Origin of the sequence: Bacillus sp. 196mf (assembly GCF_003217275.1) — a bacterium.
In the GTDB taxonomy this organism is placed as follows: domain Bacteria; phylum Bacillota; class Bacilli; order Bacillales; family Bacillaceae_G; genus Bacillus_A; species Bacillus_A thuringiensis_S.
The window spans coordinates 1-24,546 of record NZ_QJTG01000043.1 but is presented as its reverse complement, the minus strand read 5'-3'; the positions used below and the strand labels follow the sequence as shown (position 1 = coordinate 24,546).

The window sequence follows — 24,546 nt, the reverse complement described above, 5'->3', positions numbered from 1 at the left end:
CGAAGTGTTTCATAAGACGGTATATTGAAAAGTGCTGCTGTTTCTCTGATAGATGTCCCGTGTTCATTCATATAATAAAGTACATCTAGTTTATACTGGGCTGGGTAGAATGTATAGCACTTTTCAAAGGCCTTTTCACCTGAAGACTCATATCGTCTAATCCACTCACGAAGTACGCTAGGGTTAACTCCTATAGATTTAGCAATTATTTTTCCACTTTCTGTACCATCTAAATATCGTTTCACCGCTTGGTTTTTTTCTTTTGAAGAAAATTTAGCCATAAAAAATGCACCTCCAATTGTTAGACTGTGTCTAACAATTGGGGTGCACTTCAATAATTAGATGGCTTTTGTATGTTACTCTATCGTTTCAACTTCACGTGGATTTTTCATCTCTTCCACATATACAACTCTAAATCCGTGATCTTCTAAATCTTTCAATAATGTCTCTAATTCACCGTCGTTAAACTCTTCTCCTAATGTAAACATAATTCTACGAACTAATAAGGCATCATTATCAAAAGTCATCAAACTTTGAATACCAGTGTATTTCTTTAAAACTGTCGATAACTTTTGGATTGCTCCATTATAGTCTTGCGTTCCAATCATGACAGAGTATTTACTAGAGTGAACGCCCCAAGCATCCTCTAATAACTCAAAAACTTTTTTATGCGTTAAAATTCCAAGGAAAACCCCTTTTTCGTCAACTACTGATAAATAAGGCAATTTTTTTATTGTAAAAAATACTTTAAAGAAAGAAGAATCTTCTCTCACAAATCCCTCTTTATCGTTTAATAATTGCATTACACTCTCGTCAAGTGATCCTTTATATTCTAAAATATCTACTTTATATATATTCCCTAAAAATTTCTCTTTTTTTTCATCTAAAACTGGTACACAACGATACCCCGTTTTATTTAAATGCTCTAACGCTTCCCCTATCGTAATCGAACTTGAGCACAGTAAAACTTCCCTTTTTGGCACGTAATTCCCTTTAATCCTCATAAAAAGCCTCCTTATGTTAAAATACTTTCTGTGCCATAACTATATTATATTTTCAGAAAAAAATAAATAATTTATTTTATTTTTCTGAAAATTATTCATTTTCTTGTCATAATTTATTCATGAATCCTTCACTTGCACTTTCTTCCGCATCCAAAACCCTCCCTCTGAATTCTGAATCACTTCAATGTATCATTGTACGGACCTAATTGTTTTTTAGAAAAGTAATAATTTGTCTCCTTACTTTTCATTAACATATTTCCTTTTATAATTAAAAAATAGGTAGCTATTAGAAAGTAGATCACCCCAAATAACCAATCCAAATTTGTAGCCAGATTGTGTAAAAGAATATACCTCATATATACATAACCAATTGGAACATGTAGTAATACAACCGCACCTAATCCCGGATTATATATTGTTTTAGCTTTTATATTCGCAAAAATACCATGCCATATGAATTGAAAAAATCCCATTAAAATAGGTGCCAACCCAAGCCATATTATATTTTGAAAAAAAACCGGGAGTAAATAAAAAACATACGCAATCAAAATATTTATTACCATAGCAGATTGCGTATTTAATGGATAGCGGTCTGGTATATCACTTTTAAATATAACTACATTAAACAGACCAGCAAAATAACCTGGCCAACGATACTCTTCAAATTGATGCACTAAAATGGCCACAAAACTTAACCCTAACAGTACTTTTATTTCACTCATTTCTCCCAAATTCGCGACTAAAGAAACAACGACAATAATAGCGACAACTAACCCTATATCACACCAATGCTTTCTAAAGAAACTAGCCACCTCTATCACCCACTATCTCAATTTTTATAAAAATAGCGTTCAAATAGGAAATCAATCTGTTTTTCTACAGATGGTACTTTTATATCTGCCCCTGATTCGAGAATTGGCATCATTAATGTGGGAAGAAAAATGGATCCAAATATTTGCACCGTCATCATCATTAAAATTTCCCGATCCGTTTCATTTGTTATCTCGCTCAAAATATTCTTCACTTTACTGAAACCTAGCCTCTTCAAAAAATCCCCATATTCGTATTGAGATGTAAATACCGTAGTTCCCATTGCAATAATCTTCCTAACTAACTCCGGATATTGCCGAATTACTAGTACATAATCCAATAAAAATATTTTTAATCTTTCTTTTGCTGGCACTGTAATATTATCTAAAATAGAAAAAGTGCCTTGAAAGCTAATTAATAAAACTCTAATCGTCTCACTAATTAACTTTTCTTTTGAACCAAAATGGTAATTCACTAGCGCTATATTTATATCTGACAATGCTGCAATTTTTCTTATCGTTACCTTTTCAAAACCTTCTTTTTTAATTAATTCCAATGTTGTATTTAAAATCTTTTTTTTCGTTGATACGTTTTCATTCCCTCCCAATTTATCTCCCCCTCTAGAATGTATCAGTTAAACAACGATTTAAACATCGTTTAATTTTATGGTATCACTTTCCAATTTTAAAAATCTATTTAATCCTTTCGACATTTCCCTACATTCTCTTCATTCCACACAAAAAATAGATTTCTAAATACAATTTAAAATTATCCATATGCCCATACATGAAGAAAAATATATTGTAACTTGCTCCAAAAACGGCTAAAATAAGAATAATAATTTTCTGAATATTCTAAGAGTAGGTGGTTTATATGTCCTTATTACGCTCACATATATGTAAATTTATAATTGGTGTTATTGTTATTTTTGCCATAAGTCCTATTCCAGCTCTTTTTATTACACACAATTACTCTTATCAAAATGGATTTATTAGCATTTTTCAAAACTTCGCACAGCTTTCTTCTATATCAATTCCAAAGGTTGATTGGATGCATGAATCTATCTTTTTCTCAGCAAATCAAATGATACATACTTCTAATCATTCAACACCATTATTCCCTTACATATGGGAAATATATTTTATATCGATTGTTCGTTTTACTTTTACCCTTGCGATCGGATTTTTCATAAGTTTGGGTATCGGCCATTTATTTTTCAAAGTACCTAACTCGTTTAAAAAGTTTACTACTGTATTGAATTGGATACCTTACTCTGTTTGCACTGTAGTATTACAATGTTCAGTCTTATTACTACTCCTATACGTCGCACAATTTATAAACCTTCCTTACTACTCATCTTTTATCATCGTATGTAGTACTTCCATGATTATCGTTATGCAAGCAGTAAAAAAATGGATTCCTTTCTTGAAAAACACAAATGAATATGAAATAAAACATGATTCTTTTCTTGTGGATACATTGTTTTTGGCGCTTACTTCGAACCATAAATCAATTTTAGGTTCCATCATTCTTTCATTCGTTTTTATGGAATGCGTTTTTCATGCAAGTGGACTGTTACAATTTATCGTTCAATTTGGCGGAAATTCACCCATAATTGTTACAATCGGCTTATTACTACTCTATATCCCATATAGCATACTTTCTTTCCTTCAAACACTATGGACCACAAACTACTCCAAGCAACAGTCATACACTTTAACGAGAAGTGTTCCAAAACCTTAATTGAACTAACCCTCTATAATCTAAAAGTAGGGGGTTATTCCTTTTGTATAGCGGACAAAATAACAGCAAATTCAAAAACTATTACAGAAACATACCAATATTTGCCCTTTTCCTTTGACTATTCTTTTCATTTGGATTTATTATAAAAGTATAACATAATTGCAGGAGGTGACATCTTTATTCCAAACCTTGGAATGGAGAACACACTTGGACATATTAAATATTTTTCTCATCTTTGTACTTATTCTTATTTCTGGCTTTTTCGTTGCATCAGAATTCGCTGTTGTAAAAGTACGAAAAAGTCGAATTGACCAACTTGCAAATGAAGGTAATAAACAAGCTTTAGCTGCAAGAAGCGTCCTATCTAATTTAGATGTTTATTTATCAGCTTGTCAGCTCGGGATTACGATCACTTCTTTAGGGCTTGGTTGGCTTGGTGAACCGACTGTGGAACATATACTACGACCGCTCTTTGAAAAAATTAATATTACTGGAACAATGGCTAACACTTTATCTTTTGTTATTGCTTTTAGTGTTATTACATTTTTCCACGTTGTATTAGGTGAGTTAGTTCCAAAGTCTTTCGCAATTCAAAAAGCAGAAGCAATCACACTCAAATTTGCAAAACCTCTTATTTTATTTGATAAAATTATGTATCCATTTATTTGGTTACTCAATAGTGCAGCTATATTTTTCACAAAACTACTCGGATTAGAACCTGCCAAAGAAAATGAACTTGCTCATTCTGAAGAGGAATTGCGACTCATTTTAGGTGAAAGTTTTAAAAGCGGTGAAATAAACCAAACCGAATATAAATATGTAAATAACATTTTTGAATTTGATGATCGAGTTGCGAAAGAAATAATGGTTCCTCGTACCGAAATGATTTGCTTATCTACTGAAAATACGTTAGAAGAAAATATGGATATCGTCGCAACTGAAAAATATACACGCTATCCAATCATTGAAAAAGATAAAGATGATATCATCGGGATGATTAATACGAAAGAAGTATTCCATGATCAAACGAAAGGTATTTATAAACCACTTGAATCTTATATACATCCTGTTTTAACAGTATTTGAAACAGTTCCAATTCGTAAAACGTTAGTCCATCTTCAAAAAAATCGCGTTCAGATGGCAATCGTTATGGATGAATATGGTGGCACTGCCGGACTTTTAACGATGGAAGATATTCTTGAAGAAATCATTGGAGAAATTCAAGATGAATTCGATGCGGATGAATCACCTATGATTGAAAAGCGTACACCTAAGCTTACTGTTTTAGATGGAAAGGTGCTCATTTCTGAAGTAAATGATATGTTTGGCCTACATATTGATGATAGTGATTTAGATACAATTGGAGGATGGCTTCTCTCTCAAGCAGTTGACTTAAATATTGAAGCTGGTTATTCCATTGAATATGCTGGTTTTCAATTTAAAGTATTAGAACTTGATGGACATCAAGTCAAAAAAGTTGCTGTACATAAACTAGATATTAAAAAGGAGCTATAAAGTGACTGTTTTATTAACAATTTGTATCATTGCCTGTTTCCTTGTTTCATTTCTCGCCTTTATTTATCCCATTATCCCTGGCATATTTGCTGTCTGGGCTGGATATTTAATTTACCATTTCGGTATAAATGGAGGAGAATTAACAACTTCTTTTTGGATTATTCAAGTCATTTTCACTCTTTTCATTTTCGTTGCTGATTTTATTGCAAATGGATATTTCTTAAAAAAATACGGTAGTTCTAAATGGGGCGAACGTGTCGGAATGATTTCTATCATTGTCGGATCGTTCTTCTTCCCACCATTCGGACTTATTATCATACCGTTTTTATCAGTATTTATAACAGAACTAGTGCATAAAAAAGCGCCAAAAGATGCCTTTCTAGTTGGAGTCGCTACTGTAGTTGGTTTTTTAAGCAGTACAGTAGCGAAAGCAATTCTCCAAATCATTATGATTGTCATCTTCTTGTGTTATATCATATTTTAACCATCCCGACTTCGGGATGGTTTTTTAATATGCAATACCTACTCGACTATTTTCATATATGTTTTTCTTACATAGATCCCATGCAAAGTGTGCTGTATCACCCACTGTAATTTTTGATCCACCTTCTGGCAATATATCTTTTTCAGTTCGATATACCTCTGTCGCCTCACCGTCTATTAAATGTGTCGGACAAACAACTGTCCAACATAAATTATTACTATTACTTAGTACCTTATATGCAGCCAAATGATCTTCTGCTGCTGTTGTCGTTTTCCTTTTTGATTCCGTTGATTGAAAACGATATAAATTTAGATCCGTTCTTGCTTGTAAAATACCCGCCGTTCCTATTGTTATGATCTTATGAACCCCTTCTTCTTCCATTTGCTTAATAATTTGTGGCATACTCTTCGCTAATGTTCCATTTTGATCCGTTCCAAGTGCACTAATTACTATATCGCTTCCTTCTATCGCTTTTTTTATATCATTTTCGTTCAATACATTACCTTCTATCACTCGTAACCTTTCATGTTGTATTTCTATTCTATTAAAATCACGCGCTAATGCAGTCACTTCAGCTGAATCCTTTAATGCTAAATTAATTATGTTTGAACCTACTCGTCCTGTTGCTCCCAATATACATACTTTCATTTGTTTTCCCCCTCTTTCATTCTCTTTCTATTTTTCAATAATATCAATCAATTTACAACAAAAAAGCTTCCTCATATATGAGAGGAAGCTTTATTATTACTTTATTTTTTCTCTTTAGAATCAGTAGACTTCTCGGTTCCGCTTGTTTCTTTATCCTTTTTATCCTCTTGTTGTGTTGTTGTGTCGTCTTCTTTCTTCTTGTCTTCACCTTTACTACAACCTACCATTAATAAAGAACTTGCAAGTGCCATAGCAGTTAATGATTTAACCCATTTGTTCATTTGCGTTTCCTCCCTGTGATAGAATATGTACAACCTCATATTACTCTCTATTTTTAAAGGAGAGATTGAAAAACAGTAAATATACGGTAAATTTTTGTAAATATTCCGATAACAAAAACTAATTTAAATTTACATATTTCATTTCCAATCGATACACAATAAAACTAATTTTTTTCTCTAAATGGACATAAAAAAACTAAGGCGCATACCATTCCGCCTTAGTTTCTCATGCAAACTTTTCATTTTCATATAGATGTGTAATCTTATATTCCTTCTTCATAACATATTGCCACACACTATAAGCGTAACGGTTCATTTTCAGGAAACAATTTTCCAAAAATGAGCGGAACTCCGGATTAGCAACTTCCACTGCAACTTGAGCAAACTTTAGAGCTAATCGTTTTAAGTGCGCAATATAACATGTTGCAATATGAATATCCCCTGTATATTTACTAACTGTTTCCTTTTCCATTTCATGCAAACCAAACTCCGTTGTTTCACAGGTTATATGTTGCACATTCTCTCCTTCTTGAAAATTTACTTGTTCATTATATGCTTGTAACATATATGGTAAATGGTGCTGTAATAGATTTTTTAATTCTTCGTCTCTGACCTTTCCAGCATACTCTCCAACCTTGTATATTAGCATATAACTATATCTCATTAACTCTTTCATACAATCCATGAAAGTGCCTCCCTTCTCTAGGGTCTATATGTTATAAATATGATGCTAAAACATTTGCTATTCTTGCTAAAAACCAATCCCATCTACTAATTTTCTCAAAATCTTCTTCAGAAAATCGTTTTGATTTATGAAAGTCTACCTTTAATCGACTCCATACTTCATCAACAACTGTTTTATCATATATGATACAGTTAGACTCACAATTTAAATAAAAACTTCTATTATCAAAATTCGCTGTCCCAATATCAACAATTTCTCCATCAATGATTGTTACTTTCCCATGAAAAAATCCATTTCGATATTGATAAATCTCCGCTCCAGCATGTAACATATCTTTCAAATATGGATAGGCAGCTTGTTTTAACAATATGGCATCACTTTTAAATGGCACGAGAATTTTCACATTAACACCACGATTTAATGCAGCTTTTAGCTCTTTCACCATTTCTTTACTTGGTACAAAATATGGTGTAGCGATAATTAAAGACTTTTTAGCCTTTTTTAAAAGTGCCCCATACTTTTCCCATAAGCCTTTTCCATTTGAAAATAAATATTGATATTTTACATTCCCTAATGTCGGTATACTTTCATGTATAGGCATTTTTTCTCCTGTATCTTCTTTCCAATCTTCGGCGAACTTTCTTTCCATATCCGCTGCACCCTCACCATGGATGCGCACGTGATAATCACGCCATGGCCCAAACTTCGGATCTTGTCCAAGGTACTCCTTTCCGATATTAAAACCACCGACGTATGATACCTTTCCATCTATCGTAACAATACGTCTATGATTTCGTTGATGCAAAGAATAGAAAACATTTTTCAGTTTCGGTTTTTTACTAAATGTAAACTTCACACCGTTTTCCTTTAATCGGCTAATTACCTTTTTCTTCAGCTTATATCCACCTATCCGATCGACTGACAATTTCACTTCTACTCCACTAGATGCTTTTTTCTCTAATAACTGTAAAAACTCTTCGCTTATTTCATCTTTTCCTACAATATAAAAATGGATATATATATACTTTTCTGCTTCGTTTATATCCTCAAATAATTTTCTATATAACTCTTCACCGTTCGTATATAGTTGAAATTCACCTAATCGAACTTGTCCTAATTCATATTCACTAGCCATTTCCTTCCCCATTTCCACATCGATGTTCATCCAAATGAATACACCTATTAAACAAAGGATTATAGCGAAAAAGTGCTTCATGGATAAATTCCTTTCTCCACTTACTGTTATTTCTATATCTTCCCTTTTTTATTACATTATCATTCAAGAAAATATGTCATTGCATGATATATGTCCATATCAAACAATAGCTCATTTGCATATTGTATGTTGTATCTTAAAATAAAAGGAGGAAATAACAATGGGCTTCGCACATGGTAATGGATTTGCGCTATTAGTCGTATTATTTATCCTCTTAATCATCGTCGGTGCTGCTTGCTTCTGCTAAGTAGCTACTGTCATATGATATGTGGATGAAAAAACTATAAAAGCGGACACCTATTTTTAGGTGTCCGCTTTTCATTTTAAAACCATTTCCGCCTGCTATTGTAACTTAAATGGCTAAACATTTATCTCAAAAGGTTAACAATGTAGCTACTTTCTTACTCTCTGCCTTACGTATATGACGCTGCTCTGCACGTAACACTGCAATACGATGTAATTCTTTCTCTTCTTCTGTTTCAGGGATAACACGCGGTACTGGAACTGGATTATTTCCCTTACTAAGTGCAACAAAAGTAACGAATGACGTTGCCGCTATACGCTTCTCACCTGAAATTAAATCTTCAGCCACTACCTTCACAAACACTTCCATCGAAGTTCTTCCCGTCCAAATTACGAAAGATTCATAACTAACACAATCTGAAGAACGAACAGGATGTAAGAAATCAACCCAGTCCATAGATGCTGTGACACATTCCTTTCTCGAGTGTCTGGATGCTGAAATAGAAGCAACCATATCCATCTCCGCTAATATCTTCCCACCAAATAGCGTGTTATGATCATTTAAATCTGTTGGGAATACCCGGCTCGTTTTGAACACCCTTGACTCATTGGCTGTTTTCCCCTTTACTTCTGTCATTGTTATCACCCCTTTAATGATCTATCCCTAATATTTCAATAATCCCTATACCAAATGAACTACACATTTAATATTAGCAACATTCAGAACTTTTAGTCCACAAAAAAGAACCGATTTTATCAATCGGCTCCTCTAAATACATATTGTTCTTTCGGCTGTTCAACTTTATTCCATTTTGTTACTTCTAATACAGGAATATTCGCATGAAACGGCTGATAAAACTCAGTAGTTATCTCTCCTTCTACTTGAATCCAGTCATCATTATTCCACTCTACGCCTTCTGGTTTTTTCACTAACATACCATATACACCAGAATCCGCTACACAGTGTATAATACCGAAACGGAATAAGAAATATTGTTCTTTTTTAGAAGAATCATCTCTAAAAACAAACCCTTTAAAAGATAATTTTTTCCCAGTAAACTCGCCAGGATAATTATAAATTGTTTCCATACCCTTTAGGAAGTCTTCATCTTTCAAATTAATATTGTCTTTCGTAACAAACTCTTTCTTCCCTTTTTCCATTACACCGCGGTATCCTTCTTTCCCGTAATAAATGCTCGTATCAGGTCTTAGAAATTGTCTTGTCATAAATGGATCCTTACTTTCTGCTTGTGCAACAGGAAAATGAAATCCTTTGGCCTTAACAATATCTGAATCTAACGTTGCAATCGGGAAAAATAAGCCTGAGATAATTGGAAAACAAAACAAGGAGTACGAAAATGCTTTTTTCCACCATGTATTCTCATCTTTTGAATGATCATGTCCGCAATGGCTATGGTCACAACTGCAATCATTTTTCTCTTTTTCCTTTTGGTGCTCTTTTTGGAAAACGACGATAATTTGTACAATCGTTAAGAAACCTAAAATAATTGCTGCTGTTGTTGATAAATAGGCATACTTCATATTGATATACTTCGTAATGTTACCGGAAATATGAAGCTGCGCAATTAATATTGTAAAACCTAATAATATATATGCTCGAAACATAACCTACCACCCCATCGCATAAATGAGTAGTGAGCTTGCATAAACAACAAGAGTAACTGTAACTATAACAACAATTACAAATTTAGTTTTAAATGTCGCAAGCATCATAAACATATTTTTAATATCCACCATCGGTCCGTAAACGAGGAACGCGACAAGTGAAGCTGTTGAAAACGTACTTTGGAACGAAGAAGCGATAAATGCATCTGCCTCTGAACAAAGTGATAATATATAAGCAAGTCCCATCATAACAGCTGATGAAGAAAACGGACCTTGTCCAATAGCAAGAAGTGTTGAAGTTTGTACAAACGTTTGTACCGCTGCTGCAATTAACGCACCTAGTACTAAATATTTTCCCATTGAGAAGAATTCCTCAACAGCGTGTGTACATACATCCCACATTTTTTTACGCAGTGGACGCTTATTATTCACTTCTGGGAAGTGATCATCTCTTAATTGATGTTCTTTAAACATAAAGGATAATATAATTCCAACGATAATGGCTACGATAATCGCTACAATAGAACGATACCATACCATGTGCATACTACTCCCAAAGGCAACGTATGTTGCAAATAAAACAACTGGATTAATTATTGGACCAGTTAACATAAATGCAATCCCTGCGTATGGTGGAACGCCTTTTCCGATTAATCGTCTTACAATCGGAACAATTCCACATTCACAACCTGGAAACAACATGCCTAAAAAAGTAGCTAATAAAACAGACAGAAATCGGTTCTTCGGCATCCATTTAGCCACCATATCTTCTGTCACGAACATTTGAATGAATCCTGAAATAAATACACCAATTAGCACAAACGGAAGTGCTTCGATCAATATGGAGATAAAAATTGTATTCATTTGCAGGAATGCTTTCGGTAATTGAAACAATTCCATGATGTATTTCCTCCAACTTTTCATTAACAATATGTAATTTTAACCCCATTTCATTAATTGGACAAGGATTATATGGCATACATAGCCTTTATATACATTACATTGTACAAGTTATATTCTATTCAAAATTTGAGATTTCATAGCAAAAAAGCTGCTCTAGCGTAGTTATATAACTATGCTAGAGCAGCTTTTTTATCGTTAAAAGTAACGTTTCTTCCAAAAAACAAAAGCTAACGTGAAAGATAGTGTTACACATATGATGAGTACAATTACAAAACCGTGGGCTTCCCCTTCAAACGGAACCTTTACGTTCATTCCAAAGAAACTAGAAACCATCGTCGGTAAAGATAAAATGATTGTAATTGACGTTAACAGTTTCATAACACTATTTAAATTATTTGATATAACGGAGCTAAAAGTATTCATCATTCCACTTAAAATGTGACTATATATTTCCGCCATTTCAATAGCCTGCTTATTTTCAATTAATACATCTTCTAATAAATCTTGATCGTCTTCATACATTTTTAAAAATGTACTATTACGCATTAACTTTTGAATTACAATTTTATTAGCCTTTAATGACGTTGTAAAGTATACTAAACTTTTCTCAAGGCCTAATAATGTGAAGATCTCTTTATTTTTCATTGACTGATTTAATTGATGCTCTAAATCAATTGTTTTTCGATTTATTTGCTTTAAGTATCTTAAATAATAAGTAGAAATCGTATATAAGAGCTGAAGTGCAAAGCGCGTCTTTTTAAACGTATAAAATTCTTTAATACGTTGATTAATAAAACGTTCAAAAATTGGATTCTCTTCTAAGCAGATTGTAACAAAACAATCCGGCATCACAATCATACCTATTGGAATCGTGTCATAAATCGAATTTCCTTCTTCGTCATGTCTAACTGTCGGAATATCCACGATAATTAAAGTATTATTGTCTTCCTTTTCAATACGAGAGCGTTCTTCATCATCCAAAGGGTCTTTAATGAAATCTAAGTCTACATTTAAAGTTTGTACTAGATATTGAATTTCTTCTTCTGTTGGATGAAGTACATTAATCCAGCACCCCTTTTGCATTTCCTCAATCTCTTGTAGTTTTCCGTTTCGGTCTGTTAAATATATATTTAACATACTATCACCCCGATTCTTTTTACATGTAGGAATCTACCTCTCTTAAATCACAGTTTTTAAACCGCCATTCTCAGCATATGAAACATACGTTTAAATTTCAATAGAAAAATTATTTTGAAAACGTTTTTATAGGAAAAATATTATAAAGTGAAACTTTAATCAGTGGGTGGCTTCATCCCCCACTGATTATTAGCCCTCACAAATCGGGCTTTTACGGGCTACCCGCCCCCAACCAAACTTCTTTTCTTTCACTGAATTTTGAGGTGAGGGTCTCACTGCCCGTTAAAGCGGGATAAACATAGAAAAAGACAGAGTGCTCTCTGCCTTAAAAGCTTATGTTGCCTTTATAACATATTTAGAAAGCATCCACAAGTTAAACCCGACTGAAATCGTATAGCCAGCGTATGTTGAAATGATAAAACTTACATAATCGAAATACGGAAGCAATACAATATTTAAAACTATCTTCACAATAATTCCAATCACAAGTCCTAGCACCGTCTTCTGCTGTTGATTGATTCCTTGTAGCATAGCAGCCGTTACTGTAAAAAGAGAAAATAATATGCAAGCAGGAGCATAATACTGTAAAATGATTCTCCCCATCTCTGGATTATTTCCAGCACCGAATAAAAGAGTATATACAGGCTTGGCTAACACCATCATTCCAATTGCCGCCGGTACCGTAATCGCTACTACTAATACATTTGTTCTCGTAAAATGTTTGTACAATAGCTTCGTATTTCCTGCTGTGTAAGCTTTCGTCATCTCTGGTACGAGAGACATACTAAAAGCTGTCGCAACGGATACCGGGATAAGCACAACCATTTGAACAAGACCAATTATCGCATTAATTTTTTCCGCTTCTCCTTGCATATACCCTATTTGTATAAGTAGTTTATTAATTGTAAATGTATCAATCGTCTGATACAACGGAATTGCTAAGCCCACCACAACAAAAGGAATAGAATATGTAAAGAGCTCCTTATAAAGCGAGAAAAAAGATTTCGTTGTTTGTGGTATACTTGCCATTTCTTTTTTCTTTAAGTGCCTTCTCCTTCTCATATAATACGCACTTAAAACAGTTAATCCACCTACCGCTCCCATAAAGGCACCAAATGTTGAAATACCAACTGCTAGCGAGACAGATGCTTTTAAAATATATAAAACGACAAAGCTTCCTATTAAAATGGTTAAAACCCGAAAAAATTGCTCTACAACGACACTTAATGCAGAAGGCCCCATCGATTGGAATCCTTGAAAGAAGCCCCTTAATAAACTCATTACTGGCACAAGTATTAACGCAAAACTTACAATTCGAATATTAGTAGTAACCGCTCCTACACTATTCCCCGTTTGATCATTCCCATCGATGACAAGCTTAGCTAAATGCGGAGCTAGCATATATAACGTAAAACACGAAATGACTCCCATTATAAACATAAACACGATTCCACTTTTCAACACTCTCTTAACCGTATGATAATCATTCAGTTGATCATATTTTGATACCATTTTTGAAACTGCAAGTGGTAATCCCATTGTCGCAATGCTGAGCATAATGGTATAGGGACGATATGCATACGTGTATAAAACATACCCACTCGTACCGACCATTGCTGTAAATGGTATAACATATATAAATCCTAACATTTTTGATATCATCGTTGCCATCGTTAAAAATATCGTTCCACGTATAAACGGTGACCCTTTCATCACATTCCTCCGCTACGCTTTATTATTACACATTATGGACAACTCCTTTTTTTTAGAACCGGAAACAAATAAAAAAGCCAATGAAAAATCATTGACTTTAACGCGCAGCTTTTTTCTTTTTGAAATACTTTAAACCAAAGTATAGAGCAATAAAAAGAACAGCTCCTATAATTATGTAATGTGTGTAATCAGATGCATACTCTTTAATTTGTCGCCAATTCCCACCAAGTTTTTCACCTAAGTATATAAATAGAATTGACCACGGAATGATCGCTACAACCGTATAAAGTGTAAATAGTTTTAATGGCATCTTAGCTAGTCCTGCTGGAATAGAGATCGCATGACGTACTACTGGGATAAAGCGCGCAGAAAATATTACGCCTGCTCCATAACGCTTAAACCAACCTTCCGCTATGTCTAAATGATGTTTATTAATAAGTAGATATTTCCCATATTTCTCTACAACCGGACGCCCTCCGTAGTATCCAAGCCAGTATAAAAAGATTTGCGCTAAAGTACCACCAATCGTTCCGGCGATAACTGCACCAACAAAACTTATTTTACCATTCGCTACTAAAAAGCCAGCATACGAAAGTACAATTTCACTCGGGATTACTTCAATCATTAAAGCAAGAGCTACTCCAAAGTAACCTAAGCTTGCAAAAAATTGCAATAACTGATCTATTATGTTTGCTAACATGTTCTTTTTTATCTCCTTTTTTCTTCACATACCATCCCATTATTACATAAAGGCTGCAATCTGCCAATATCTTCATTTTAACAATATGTACAATTCAAGCAGGATTAATCTATTAATTTCTCTTTCTGCGGGTCTTTCATGTAGGCAAACATCTCTTTAATTTGGTCTTCTGTATTTCTAGCAATTGATAAATTAGGCAATTCATTTTCACCAAAAAACTCCACCTCTTCTGTTTCAATACTAGTTTTCTTTTCTCCACCAATAATCTCGCATCCAATGAAAATCTTATATACATGCGTTGCCGATGGAGATGGTTGATTTTTTTCTTTATCAAATATAGCTAGTAACTTAAAATGATCTACCTCATAACCTGCCTCTTCGAAAACCTCTTTTGCTGCAACTTCGGTTGGGGTATAACCGACATCAGCCCATCCACCTGGCAATGCCCATTTCCCATCGCTTTTTTCTTTCACAAATAATAACTTTTCATTTTGAAAAACAACCGCTCTTATATCAACTTTAGGTGTTTGATAGCCTGTCTCACTTGCAAATAATTTCTCTACGACTTCCCAATCTGTTTTCGTGTAATGTGACATCATTGAAATAGAAATATCTCGTAATTGCTGGAAACGCTCAATATCATACACATCCTTAGAATACGTTAAACCCGCTTGAGCTATAGATTGTATTTGTTTTACCCAATCAATCCATTTAATCGTCATATATCCGCATCCCCATTCTCTATCAAATATATTACTTCATTTTTATTGATACATCTTTATTATACAAAAAAAAGAGATTGATAACGTTTCAATCTCTTTCAAAATTAATCCAATTCATGTAAGTGGTCTTGTATATACTTTCTTCTCTTATTTATATATTCATAAATCATATCAGCCTCTTGATCAAATGTTTCTAATTTTTCTTTCATGTATGGATCTTGTAGTAAATATGGACGAATCAATTCACACAACCCTTCTACTTTCGGCCTCATAAACGAAACTGTAAATTGATCTTCTAATATTTCTTCTAAAATACTTCGATACTGCTTTCTAAATACAGGTATGTCTAGCAATCTTGCACTTAACGTATTATACCCTTGAATGCGAATATATTCATGATTAAGTGGTCTTCCTTGTACATCTCGCCCCCAAGTCGCATCATAATCCCACGGTATAACTTCAAATAAATTTGTTTCATCGTTATGATATAGTGCGTAGTTATGAACGAAACCATCAAAGTTTTGTGTAAAAATAACTCCTGCTAACCATCTTAAATATTTATCGACATGTAGAAACTTCCCAATCTCTTTTTCATAGGCTTCCCTCGTCAAAGTATTCGCTTGAAATACAAATTCACTCAGTTGTTCTTCACTATTTTTATTCGAATATTTAAATTCATAACCCGCAAAGAGCTCTGTCTTAACATCTTTATCTCGTTCACTCATTAATGAAAAATTCGCATCATCATCTATCGCATAATAAATAGAACCACTCGGTAATCCTCTATTTTTCAAAAAATTTTCATCAACCGATTCTAACTGTAAATACACACCTTGAATTTGACCATTAATTTTTATAAATACATGTTGTGATTTTGGCGAAAGTACACCAATATCATGAAAAAAATCTAAAGATAATTTATTTCGTATGAGAGACGGATCCATAAACTCCGAATTCAAATGAAACTCTTTCGCACCTTGAAATTTTTTAGGCTTATAAAACATAACATGATAAGACTTTTTCTCAAATTCGCGAATATGAGCTCCTCGGTATACGATATCAATATCATACTTCTTTTTTCCATAAGTTAATTTTGCTGGCACTGGACTATCTGACCAAATGTCCTTTTTCAATTCCACTAAGTACATTGGATGAACAAAAAAATCATATGAAGGCAGCATGTTTTCTCATCCCTTCTCAGTTCTCTTCATTCAATGTATGCGCCTTGTCTTGTCCATACATCCGCAATCATCTATTTATATAAAATTACACTCTTGTCCTGTTCAGAAAGATGCCTACATACATATCATGTTAAGGAAAAAGAATACCTTTTCACTTTAATACATGATAAGGAGGATTTCTATGAAACGTGATATTAGAAAAGCTGTCGAAGAAATCAAAAGTGCTGGGATGGAGGATTTCTTACACCAAGATCCAAGTACTTTTGAATGCGATGATGATAAATTCACTCATCATCATTGTACAACTGGATGTAAATGTACAACTGGGGGTAAATGTCCAAGAACAAGATGTACTCGCGTGAAACATTGTACGTTCGTTACAAAATGTACGCATGTAAAGAAATGGACATTTGTTACGAAATGTACACGTGTACGTGTTCAAAAATGGACGTTCGTTACGAAAGTCACGCGTAGAAAAGAATGCGTATTAGTTACAAAACGTACTCGCAGAAAACATTGTACATTCATTACAAAATGCATACGCTTTGAAAAGAAATTTTTCTGGACAAAACGAAGTTTCTGTAAAAAATGCGAATTCTTCCCTAACAGACACGGTCACTCTTGCGATGATTCATGTGATCATGGTAAAGACTGTCACGATAGCGGACACAAATGGAATGATTGCAAAGGCGGACATAAATTCCCATCTTGCAAAAATAAGAAATTCGATCACTTCTGGTATAAAAAACGTAACTGCTAGTTTTTATACCACCCAAAAAAGGCCGTTTTGCGGCCTTTTTTACATTTATTGAAAGTGACTTATATCTGCAAATTGTTTCACTTTACCAATACCCTCTTCAAATTCTATTATGCTCAAACTGGCACTATGCATAAATGGATCATCCCACACATTTTCTATTTCAATTCCCGCGAAATGCCCTACAAGTAATTTTGCTGCTGCCGCATGAGAAACAATCAATATGTTTTGTCCTTTATGCCTCTCTAAAAGAAGCTGCATCCCTTCAATTACTCTTTCATAAACGGCCTCGAAATTTTCGCCTGATGTTGACTGAAAAAGATGTGGCTCATTCCAAAATAGATGTACTTCTTCTGGAAATTGCTTTTCTATATCCGCGATTGTTTGTCCTTCCCATATACCCATGTTGATTTCATAGAAATGCTCATCCGCTATAATGGGTATATCACGTTCCCCTTTTATTAACTCTGCCGTATGAAGTGTTCTTTCGCTCGGACTACTATAGATCGCATGGATTGGTAAATCTTTCATTCGATTCCCTAATTGTTTCGCCTGAACTATACCATTTTCAGTTAAAGCAGAATTTTTTCGTCCCTGCATTCGCTTCGCTACATTCCACTCTGTTTCACCATGCCTTGTTACATATATAGTTGTTTTCATTTCTTACTCCCCCTCACCATGTTGGTCGTAATTCCCACGGTTCAACTCTCCCTACAATCCACTCCGCTCGTTTACTTTCAATCCCTTTTATAACTCCATCAGCTATCTCTTCATGCGTAAGCCATCTTCCATATGTATCTTCTAAAATAAAACCTAAAATAATTCTATAATAAATACATCGCGTACTTCCTATTTTTTGTGCAGGCATACGTGATGCTTTACTACCTAAAATATGAAATAAACTATATGTTTTAGACGACAAATCTAGTTCTTTACAAATATTTGATAGTGCATGCTTTGCACTTGTGTGTACCCATGCAACAACTAATGTGATCGGGCCATTTTTCTTAATTGTACTTTTAATAGCTAGCTTTACATCTTCATCCTTATGATAATCTAACGAAAGGCATGTAATATTTTCTGGTGCAGAACTCATTCTCTTAACATTTTCTAAATTCACTTCATCTCGCCCGATAATAGAAACATAAAATCCTTTCTCACAAAGCCACATAGAAACTTTCTTTAGCATTCCTGTTCCACCAATTACAAGTGCATGCAAATGCTATCCCTCCCTAATAAAATGTCATATGAGGTTTCTCATCCCTATAATAATTTAAACGGTCTTGCAGTGTCCCTGAGTGAAACTCAAATTTATGACCGTCAGGATCAACAAAGTATATAGATTCACAATCTCTGATATCACGTTCTCTTCCTTGTAAAATATGAACATCATTTTCTTCTAATCGCTGTATTAAACATTTAAAGTCTTCTCGTTCAACAGAAAATGCAATGTGCGTATAGGATTGATGAATCTCATTTCTCGGAATATGCGTCTCTTCATTAAGCGCTATCCATACTTCACATATGTTAAAATAAGCCAATTTTCTTCCTTTAACTAATAATTCTCCTTCTAATACTTTTTCATAAAACATAATAGAGTTTTCTAAATTAGATACCGAAAAACAAATATGATTGATTCCCCTTAACAACTATAATTCCTCCTTATACAAATAAAAGATGAGCGAAAATTCACTCATCTTTTATTATACTATTTTTTTGTAATATATGCCCATTTATAACTGAAGTCCCCACCAAACGTATGATTAGCAATACCTTTTACAAATGGCTTCTCTAAATAAGCTGTACTTTGTTGGTACGTAGGAGAAATTGCTGCGTCTTGACCAATTAAGATTTTTTCAGCTTCCGCAAGTGCATTCCAGCGTGCTTTATCATCTTTTAATAGCTCTCCTTTTGATTTCGCTACTAAATCATCATACTTCGGATTAGAATAATCCATTTCATTAAATGAGCTTCCAGTAACAAACATATCAATATAAGTCATTGGATCCGGATAATCAGGGCTCCATGCAGATAATGAGAATTCATATTGGAATTTCTTTTCTAAATCTAGCTTCTGCTTGTATGGTTGCTGTTTCAAATTCACTTTAATACCAGGCAAGTTTTTCTCTAGTTCTTCCTTAATAAAGTCGCCCACTTTTTTACGGCTACCGTTATCATCGTTTAGTAATTCAACCGTAATTGTATCTTGACCAAGCTCTTTCTTCGCTTCTTCCCATAATTTTTTTGCTTTCTCTGCATTATCTTTACTATCACGGAAGTTTTTATTTACAGAGCGGAAATCTTTTCCATCCGGACCTGTCGTAAATTTTTCAGGTACTAAGAAATATGCTGGCAATGAACCGTCATTTAAAATGACATCAGCAATTCCTTTTTTATCGTATGCTAAATCAATCGCTTCACGTACTTTTTGGTTTTTAAATGTTGCATTTTTTTGGTTAAAACGCAAGAAATATATGCGTGGATCTAACTTCGTTTTAAATTCATCTGGCTTATTCTTTTTATATTTATCAACAAATTCAGAAGTTAAAATAACTCGATCTGCTTGATCACTATCATATAAATTTACTCCCGTGCTTGTTTCCTTCACAATACTTACATTAATTTCGTCTAATTTTACAGTATCTTTATCCCAATAATTAGGATTTTTCTTCAACTGATAATTTTGTTCATGTTTCCATTGACTCATTGTAAATGGTCCATTATATAATAATTTATCTGCTTCTAATCCGTATTTATCTCCTTGCTCTTTCACATATTTTTCATTTAATGGGAAAAATGTAGGGAACGACGTAAGCTCAAGAAAATAAGGTGCTGGTTGCTCTAATTCTACTACCAACGTTTTATCATCCTTCGCTTTAACACCCAATTGATCTGCTGGTAATTCACCTTTATTTACTTTCTGTGCATTTTTCACATCAAATAAAATGAATGCATATTCTGCCGCTAATGCTTTATCTAATGTACGTTGCCATGCATATACAAAATCTTGTGCTCGAACTGGATCACCATTTGACCATTTCGCATCACGTAATTCAAATGTATATGTCTTTTTATCTTCACTAATCTTCACATCTTTTGCCATACCTGGTGTTGGTTTATTATCTTTATCTAGACGATATAAACCTTCCATTGCATTTACAAATACACGGAAAGATACAGAATCCGTTGATTTAGATGTATCCATTGAAGGAATTTCAGCTGTTTCTAGCAAATTTAAAACTTGTTTATCGGCCATTCCCTTATTCGATTCTTTCTTCGTTGTCGAAGCCTTCTCACCATTCCCACATCCTGCAACCAATACACTTGTCGTTAACGCAAGTGCAGCAATTGTTGCTGTCTTTCTCTTCATTCTTCCTTCCCCCAATCTATATGTATAAGTTAAATCCTATATAATATATTTCATTATACAAAAGATTCTGATTATTTTAAATATTTATTTTAACAAACATAGAAAAAAGCGATCGGAAATTTCTTTCCAGTCGCTTTCTTGAATAGCATTTACTTGTAATCCATCCTCTATATCAAATGGATTTTGAACTTTAAATATTTCTTCCATCAGCTTCAAAAACTCTTCTTCAGTTTTAGATTCACCATTAACCATAAGTGAGTATGGTTCCACTTCACCTAATTTATAATCGACAACAAATTGAATCTTCACCTTTTGTCTTGGCGTTCCGGTGTTATATCCTTGGAATTCTACTAATTCTAACCCTTCCGTTCCACGATAATATATCCAACCTGAATTTTGAAAATAATTTTCGAAAGATTCACCTATTGAAAAGAAAGGATATTCATAAAGCGAGCTTGTACGAACCTTTTGAATAACGTCTCGATCAGTCGGAAAAAAGAAATGACTAAAAAATATGCTAGCAACTGCTAAAATAGTAACAATTGTCGCTCCCATTTTGCTCGTTCCGCCGCTATCATTGATTAGATAGTTTTCAACTGATTTATCTTTTATTTCTCTTGCTTTTATTCGGTATATACGTCTTTCCGCAAATTGATAGTATAATCCATTTGCAAAAATCCCCATTCCAAACAGAATAAAAATGAGTAATAAAAACGTCAGAGGCACCATATTAATGATTGGCAACGCTACATTAAATCCCATATAGTACGAAAATGCATCACAAGCTACTAATAACAGCATAAATAAAGCAGCTGGTATATAATATTTACGATATCCTAGCCAGCCTATATTGAAAATTGCAGCCCAACCATTCCAGCTCCACCTAGCAATCCGCTTATTCTCAAGCTCCCATTTCCTTTGATAATACGGATATTGTCTCCCTACATATACTTCCAGTTCTTTATCTATTAACGAGCTACCTTCATCTTGTTCATTATCCAAGTTTCGCTGACAACTTGCACAATTTAACTGTTCCTCCTCGCAAGGTTGCCCACAATTTATACATTTCAAAACAATCCCTCTTCCCATCCATACGTCATTTCAAAATACCTTCGTGTTTTAATAACCACTCTTTCCTCCATAAACCACCAGCATATCCAACAAGCTTTCCACTCTTTCCTATTACACGGTGACATGGAACAATTATTGAAATTGGATTCCGACTATTCGCCCCTCCTATTGCCCGTACAGCTTTTATATTTCCAACTTTCTCTGCAATATCTAAATATGAAGCACTTACGCCGTATGGAATAGTATAAAGTGCATCCCATACATTTTTTTGAAATGCTGTTCCCTCTGCAGACAGCGGGACCGTAAACTCTTTTCTTTTCCCTTTAAAATATTCATCTAACTCATTTATACATTGTTCTATCATTTCATTTTTATTTTCTTCTTGTCGTTCATCAACAAATATAACAGACGTAATTCCTTCTTGATTCGCTGTAATTTCAAGCAAACCTACTTCGCTCTCATAATAAGCCTGGTACATATGCCATCCTCCAATTCAGTTCATATTAGTCATTGTAACACGAATATACAAAATTTTTCGTATAAGCGTTTTATTAGAGAAACAAAAAAGAGAATGGTAAAATATAAGAAAATTCAATCAAGGAGGCTATTTGATGAATTCCAAGCTTTTTTCACCTTATACAATTAAGAACGTTACACTAAAAAATCGTATCGTTATGTCGCCTATGTGTATGTATTCATCAGGGAGTGAGGATGGCAGCGTTACGAATTTTCATCTCATTCATTATGGAACTCGCGCTGCTGGCCAAGTAGGTTTAGTTATGGTTGAAGCAACTGCGGTGTTAGCTGAAGGACGAATTTCTAACAAAGACTTGGGCATTTGGGATGACAACCTAATTGAAGGCTTACATAAAACAACTACTTTTATACATGATAACGGTGCAAAAGCTGCCATTCAACTCGCTCACGCCGGAAGAAAAGCTGAATTAGATACGAATGCTTTCGCTCCTTCTGCAATTCCTTTTAATGATACGATGAAAATACCAGTAGAAATGAATATACAACAAATCAAAGAGACTATATTAGCTTTTCAGAAGGCCGCGTTACGTTCAAAACAAGCCGGATTTGATGTTATCGAACTACATGGCGCTCACGGTTACCTTATCAATGAATTCCTATCACCACTTACTAATAAACGAACGGATGAATACGGCGGCTCACCTGAAAACCGTTATCGTTTCTTACGCGAAATCATCGACTCTGTAAATGAAGTTTGGGACGGACCAATATTTGTTCGTATTTCAGCAAATGATTATCATCCTGACGGGCTAACAGTTCAAGATTATGTTCAGTATACAAAGTGGATGAAAGAACAGGGAATAGATTTAATCGATTGTAGTTCTGGTGCAGTTGTACCAGCACATATTGATGTGTATCCTGGTTACCAAGTACAATACGCCAAACATATTAAAGAGCATACTAAGATTGCAACTGGTGCAGTTGGATTGATTACGACTGGGTCACAAGCAGAGCAAATTTTAAATAATAACGAAGCAGATTTAATTTTCATCGGACGTGAATTACTTCGCAATCCGTACTTCCCAAGAATAGCGGCCAATGAACTTGGCTTTGAATTGCAAGAACCTCACCAATATAAGCGAGCACCAGGAAAAATTCATACGAATAAATAAAACCGAGAAGTCATTCTTCTCGGTTTTATTTATTCTATCGTTGTAATTTCATTTGAATTATAAGTATGGATACCCGATTCTTCTCGCAGCGCGGTTATATACATACCTTTCGCCACATCTTTAGCTGAAATTGGTTTATACTTTTTGAAAGCCCCTTTAAAAATAAAAGGAATAATACGAGATAACTTTTCAGCCATTCGTTCGCCGAAACGAAATTCTTGTCGGTTTCCTACTAATAATGATGGTCTAAAAATGTGAATACCACCAATCACTAACTTTTGCAATTCTTCTTCCATTTTTCCTTTCACTTGTGAATAAAAGAAAAATGATTTAGGATTCGCTCCCATAGAAGACACAACAAGGAAATTTTGCACCCCTTGTTTTTCAGCTAAACAAGCAGCTCGTAACGTATATTCATAATCTACTTTTTTAAAATTTGCTTTTGTTTTTGCTTTTTTTATTGTTGTTCCTAAGCAACTAAAAACATCATCCACAGCAAAGAACTCTTTATATTCCTCTAATATCGAAAAATCAACTTGTTTCTGCTGTAACTTCTCATGTTGCAATTGCATTGGCTCTCTTACAAAAATAGTAACCGAATCGTAGTAATCTGATTCAAGTAATAGACGCGTTATCTCTTGTCCAACTAAACCACTTGCACCAAGTATTAACGCTGTTCGCTTATTCATATATGCATATACCTCTTATTTTACTTTTCTCTCCTTCAGTAAAATACAACCTTTAGGAGTTTCCTGCTCTTATTTTACCACAAGTAAAACACTATGCGTACGCATAGTGCTTTACTCACTCTTTTTTCTCATCTCTCTCTTGTAATTTCGTTATTGTTGTAGCGTCCCCATGCCCATCAACTTAAGATTTTTTACTACCCCCAAGTACAAAAAAACGTTATTCTTTCTTAATAATCTATGAGAAAGGGTGACGTTTTTTATGAATCTCTCGATTCAAGAGGAGTTACAACCATTTGCAGAAGAATTACAGCGCTATATCACACCTGAATTTTTAGAAGAACTGGCAAGAGAGATTAAGTTTATAAAGCGAAAACGCAAGTTTTCAGGATCAGATTTAGC

General features: G+C 34.1%; 29 protein-coding genes. 6 read left to right on the top strand and 23 right to left on the bottom strand.

All coding sequences use genetic code 11. From position 1 onward, the window contains the following. From ATL10_RS28635 to ATL10_RS28620, 4 genes are all read right to left on the bottom strand, one after another. The coding region (locus ATL10_RS28635; protein ID WP_142670025.1) for a transposase at nucleotides 1-281 on the bottom strand (281 nt) is incomplete at its 3' end. A 75-nt stretch (nucleotides 282-356) separates the two neighbouring features. Then, a complete protein-coding gene (cbpA, locus tag ATL10_RS28630) occupies nucleotides 357-1,004 on the bottom strand; it encodes a cyclic di-AMP binding protein CbpA (protein WP_001220528.1) in 648 nt (215 codons plus the stop codon). Between the two features lie 176 nt (nucleotides 1,005-1,180). Continuing rightward, nucleotides 1,181-1,825: an HXXEE domain-containing protein gene (locus ATL10_RS28625; protein ID WP_003270331.1), complete on the bottom strand. Its 645-nt coding sequence runs from the start codon at nucleotides 1,823-1,825 to the stop codon at nucleotides 1,181-1,183. Nucleotides 1,826-1,833: 8 nt separating this feature from the next. After that, nucleotides 1,834-2,421, bottom strand: coding sequence for a TetR/AcrR family transcriptional regulator (locus tag ATL10_RS28620; RefSeq protein ID WP_089170849.1), 588 nt, complete (start codon nucleotides 2,419-2,421; stop codon nucleotides 1,834-1,836). A gap of 266 nt (nucleotides 2,422-2,687) precedes the next feature. Here ATL10_RS28620 and ATL10_RS28615 point away from each other — a divergent pair, with 266 nt between their 5' ends. The 3 genes from ATL10_RS28615 (at nucleotide 2,688) to ATL10_RS28605 (ending at nucleotide 5,556) form a co-directional block, all read left to right on the top strand. Beyond that, nucleotides 2,688-3,557 carry a hypothetical protein gene (locus tag ATL10_RS28615; protein ID WP_090976258.1) on the top strand — a complete coding sequence of 290 codons (870 nt, stop codon included), beginning with the start codon at nucleotides 2,688-2,690 and terminating at the stop codon, nucleotides 3,555-3,557. A 207-nt stretch (nucleotides 3,558-3,764) separates the two neighbouring features. Further along, complete coding sequence (locus ATL10_RS28610; protein ID WP_016081950.1) at nucleotides 3,765-5,072, top strand: hemolysin family protein; 1,308 nt, start codon at nucleotides 3,765-3,767, stop codon at nucleotides 5,070-5,072. Nucleotide 5,073: 1 nt separating this feature from the next. Next, nucleotides 5,074-5,556, top strand: coding sequence for a DUF456 domain-containing protein (locus tag ATL10_RS28605; protein WP_053564685.1), 483 nt, complete (start codon nucleotides 5,074-5,076; stop codon nucleotides 5,554-5,556). 24 nt (nucleotides 5,557-5,580) lie between these two features. On the opposite strand, the gene ATL10_RS28600 is transcribed toward ATL10_RS28605, so the two are convergent. The 4 genes from ATL10_RS28600 to cls form a co-directional block, all read right to left on the bottom strand. Then, nucleotides 5,581-6,204, bottom strand: a complete 624-nt coding sequence (locus ATL10_RS28600) for an NAD(P)-dependent oxidoreductase (RefSeq protein ID WP_053564686.1) — start codon at nucleotides 6,202-6,204, stop codon at nucleotides 5,581-5,583. Between the two features lie 101 nt (nucleotides 6,205-6,305). After that, the gene (locus ATL10_RS28595; RefSeq protein ID WP_001045960.1) at nucleotides 6,306-6,485 is read right to left on the bottom strand and encodes a hypothetical protein; all 180 of its coding nucleotides are present in this window, start codon (nucleotides 6,483-6,485) and stop codon (nucleotides 6,306-6,308) included. A 226-nt stretch (nucleotides 6,486-6,711) separates the two neighbouring features. After that, nucleotides 6,712-7,170 carry a spore coat protein gene (locus ATL10_RS28590; protein WP_000340543.1) on the bottom strand — a complete coding sequence of 153 codons (459 nt, stop codon included), beginning with the start codon at nucleotides 7,168-7,170 and terminating at the stop codon, nucleotides 6,712-6,714. 31 nt (nucleotides 7,171-7,201) lie between these two features. Next, nucleotides 7,202-8,386: a cardiolipin synthase gene (gene cls, locus ATL10_RS28585; RefSeq protein WP_016512978.1), complete on the bottom strand. Its 1,185-nt coding sequence runs from the start codon at nucleotides 8,384-8,386 to the stop codon at nucleotides 7,202-7,204. Nucleotides 8,387-8,546: 160 nt separating this feature from the next. Here cls and ATL10_RS28580 point away from each other — a divergent pair, with 160 nt between their 5' ends. Further along, a complete protein-coding gene (locus ATL10_RS28580) occupies nucleotides 8,547-8,633 on the top strand; it encodes a YjcZ family sporulation protein (protein WP_000505094.1) in 87 nt (28 codons plus the stop codon). A 126-nt stretch (nucleotides 8,634-8,759) separates the two neighbouring features. Here the strand turns inward: ATL10_RS28580 and ATL10_RS28575 are convergent, their stop codons facing one another. The 8 genes from ATL10_RS28575 to cotH all read right to left on the bottom strand — a co-directional run bounded on the left by ATL10_RS28575 (nucleotide 8,760) and on the right by cotH (nucleotide 16,611). After that, nucleotides 8,760-9,266 carry an acyl-CoA thioesterase gene (locus tag ATL10_RS28575; protein WP_053564687.1) on the bottom strand — a complete coding sequence of 169 codons (507 nt, stop codon included), beginning with the start codon at nucleotides 9,264-9,266 and terminating at the stop codon, nucleotides 8,760-8,762. Between the two features lie 119 nt (nucleotides 9,267-9,385). After that, the gene (locus ATL10_RS28570; RefSeq protein ID WP_000488059.1) at nucleotides 9,386-10,255 is read right to left on the bottom strand and encodes a TIGR03943 family putative permease subunit; all 870 of its coding nucleotides are present in this window, start codon (nucleotides 10,253-10,255) and stop codon (nucleotides 9,386-9,388) included. A 3-nt stretch (nucleotides 10,256-10,258) separates the two neighbouring features. Beyond that, nucleotides 10,259-11,155 (bottom strand): permease, encoded by an 897-nt coding sequence (locus ATL10_RS28565; protein WP_000418716.1) that lies wholly within the window; start codon nucleotides 11,153-11,155, stop codon nucleotides 10,259-10,261. A gap of 198 nt (nucleotides 11,156-11,353) precedes the next feature. Then, nucleotides 11,354-12,295: a magnesium transporter CorA family protein gene (locus ATL10_RS28560; protein WP_000932389.1), complete on the bottom strand. Its 942-nt coding sequence runs from the start codon at nucleotides 12,293-12,295 to the stop codon at nucleotides 11,354-11,356. Between the two features lie 333 nt (nucleotides 12,296-12,628). Then, complete coding sequence (locus ATL10_RS28555; RefSeq protein ID WP_110498021.1) at nucleotides 12,629-14,008, bottom strand: putative polysaccharide biosynthesis protein; 1,380 nt, start codon at nucleotides 14,006-14,008, stop codon at nucleotides 12,629-12,631. 97 nt (nucleotides 14,009-14,105) lie between these two features. Beyond that, nucleotides 14,106-14,708 (bottom strand): undecaprenyl phosphate transporter UptA, encoded by a 603-nt coding sequence (gene uptA, locus ATL10_RS28550; protein WP_000880691.1) that lies wholly within the window; start codon nucleotides 14,706-14,708, stop codon nucleotides 14,106-14,108. Between the two features lie 104 nt (nucleotides 14,709-14,812). Then, nucleotides 14,813-15,430, bottom strand: a complete 618-nt coding sequence (locus tag ATL10_RS28545) for an NUDIX hydrolase N-terminal domain-containing protein (RefSeq protein WP_088020884.1) — start codon at nucleotides 15,428-15,430, stop codon at nucleotides 14,813-14,815. A gap of 104 nt (nucleotides 15,431-15,534) precedes the next feature. Further along, nucleotides 15,535-16,611 (bottom strand): spore coat protein CotH, encoded by a 1,077-nt coding sequence (cotH, locus tag ATL10_RS28540; protein WP_000937999.1) that lies wholly within the window; start codon nucleotides 16,609-16,611, stop codon nucleotides 15,535-15,537. 181 nt (nucleotides 16,612-16,792) lie between these two features. On the opposite strand from cotH, the gene exsB reads away from it, so the two are divergent. Further along, nucleotides 16,793-17,371, top strand: coding sequence for an exosporium protein ExsB (gene exsB / locus ATL10_RS28535; RefSeq protein ID WP_000817498.1), 579 nt, complete (start codon nucleotides 16,793-16,795; stop codon nucleotides 17,369-17,371). A 45-nt stretch (nucleotides 17,372-17,416) separates the two neighbouring features. Here the strand turns inward: exsB and ATL10_RS28530 are convergent, their stop codons facing one another. The 6 genes from ATL10_RS28530 to ATL10_RS28505 form a co-directional block, all read right to left on the bottom strand. Further along, complete coding sequence (locus ATL10_RS28530) at nucleotides 17,417-18,028, bottom strand: phosphoserine phosphatase 1 (protein WP_053564690.1); 612 nt, start codon at nucleotides 18,026-18,028, stop codon at nucleotides 17,417-17,419. Nucleotides 18,029-18,041: 13 nt separating this feature from the next. Beyond that, nucleotides 18,042-18,587 carry a short-chain dehydrogenase gene (locus tag ATL10_RS28525; protein WP_069355458.1) on the bottom strand — a complete coding sequence of 182 codons (546 nt, stop codon included), beginning with the start codon at nucleotides 18,585-18,587 and terminating at the stop codon, nucleotides 18,042-18,044. 13 nt (nucleotides 18,588-18,600) lie between these two features. Next, nucleotides 18,601-19,017, bottom strand: a complete 417-nt coding sequence (gene fosB, locus ATL10_RS28520; RefSeq protein ID WP_110498019.1) for a FosBx1 family fosfomycin resistance bacillithiol transferase — start codon at nucleotides 19,015-19,017, stop codon at nucleotides 18,601-18,603. Between the two features lie 59 nt (nucleotides 19,018-19,076). Next, the gene (locus ATL10_RS28515) at nucleotides 19,077-20,738 is read right to left on the bottom strand and encodes a peptide ABC transporter substrate-binding protein (RefSeq protein ID WP_110498017.1); all 1,662 of its coding nucleotides are present in this window, start codon (nucleotides 20,736-20,738) and stop codon (nucleotides 19,077-19,079) included. A gap of 84 nt (nucleotides 20,739-20,822) precedes the next feature. Next, nucleotides 20,823-21,827: a DUF2628 domain-containing protein gene (locus ATL10_RS28510; protein ID WP_097924402.1), complete on the bottom strand. Its 1,005-nt coding sequence runs from the start codon at nucleotides 21,825-21,827 to the stop codon at nucleotides 20,823-20,825. A gap of 7 nt (nucleotides 21,828-21,834) precedes the next feature. Next, on the bottom strand, nucleotides 21,835-22,287 hold the full coding sequence (locus ATL10_RS28505; RefSeq protein WP_000283912.1) for a methylated-DNA--[protein]-cysteine S-methyltransferase: 453 nt from the start codon (nucleotides 22,285-22,287) through the stop codon (nucleotides 21,835-21,837). A 133-nt stretch (nucleotides 22,288-22,420) separates the two neighbouring features. Here ATL10_RS28505 and namA point away from each other — a divergent pair, with 133 nt between their 5' ends. After that, entirely contained in the window at nucleotides 22,421-23,458 is a 1,038-nt protein-coding gene (gene namA, locus ATL10_RS28500) for an NADPH dehydrogenase NamA (protein WP_053564694.1), read from the top strand. 29 nt (nucleotides 23,459-23,487) lie between these two features. Here namA and ATL10_RS28495 read toward each other — a convergent pair whose 3' ends face one another. Continuing rightward, on the bottom strand, nucleotides 23,488-24,147 hold the full coding sequence (locus ATL10_RS28495; RefSeq protein WP_061661203.1) for an oxidoreductase: 660 nt from the start codon (nucleotides 24,145-24,147) through the stop codon (nucleotides 23,488-23,490). Nucleotides 24,148-24,546 lie beyond the last annotated feature (399 nt).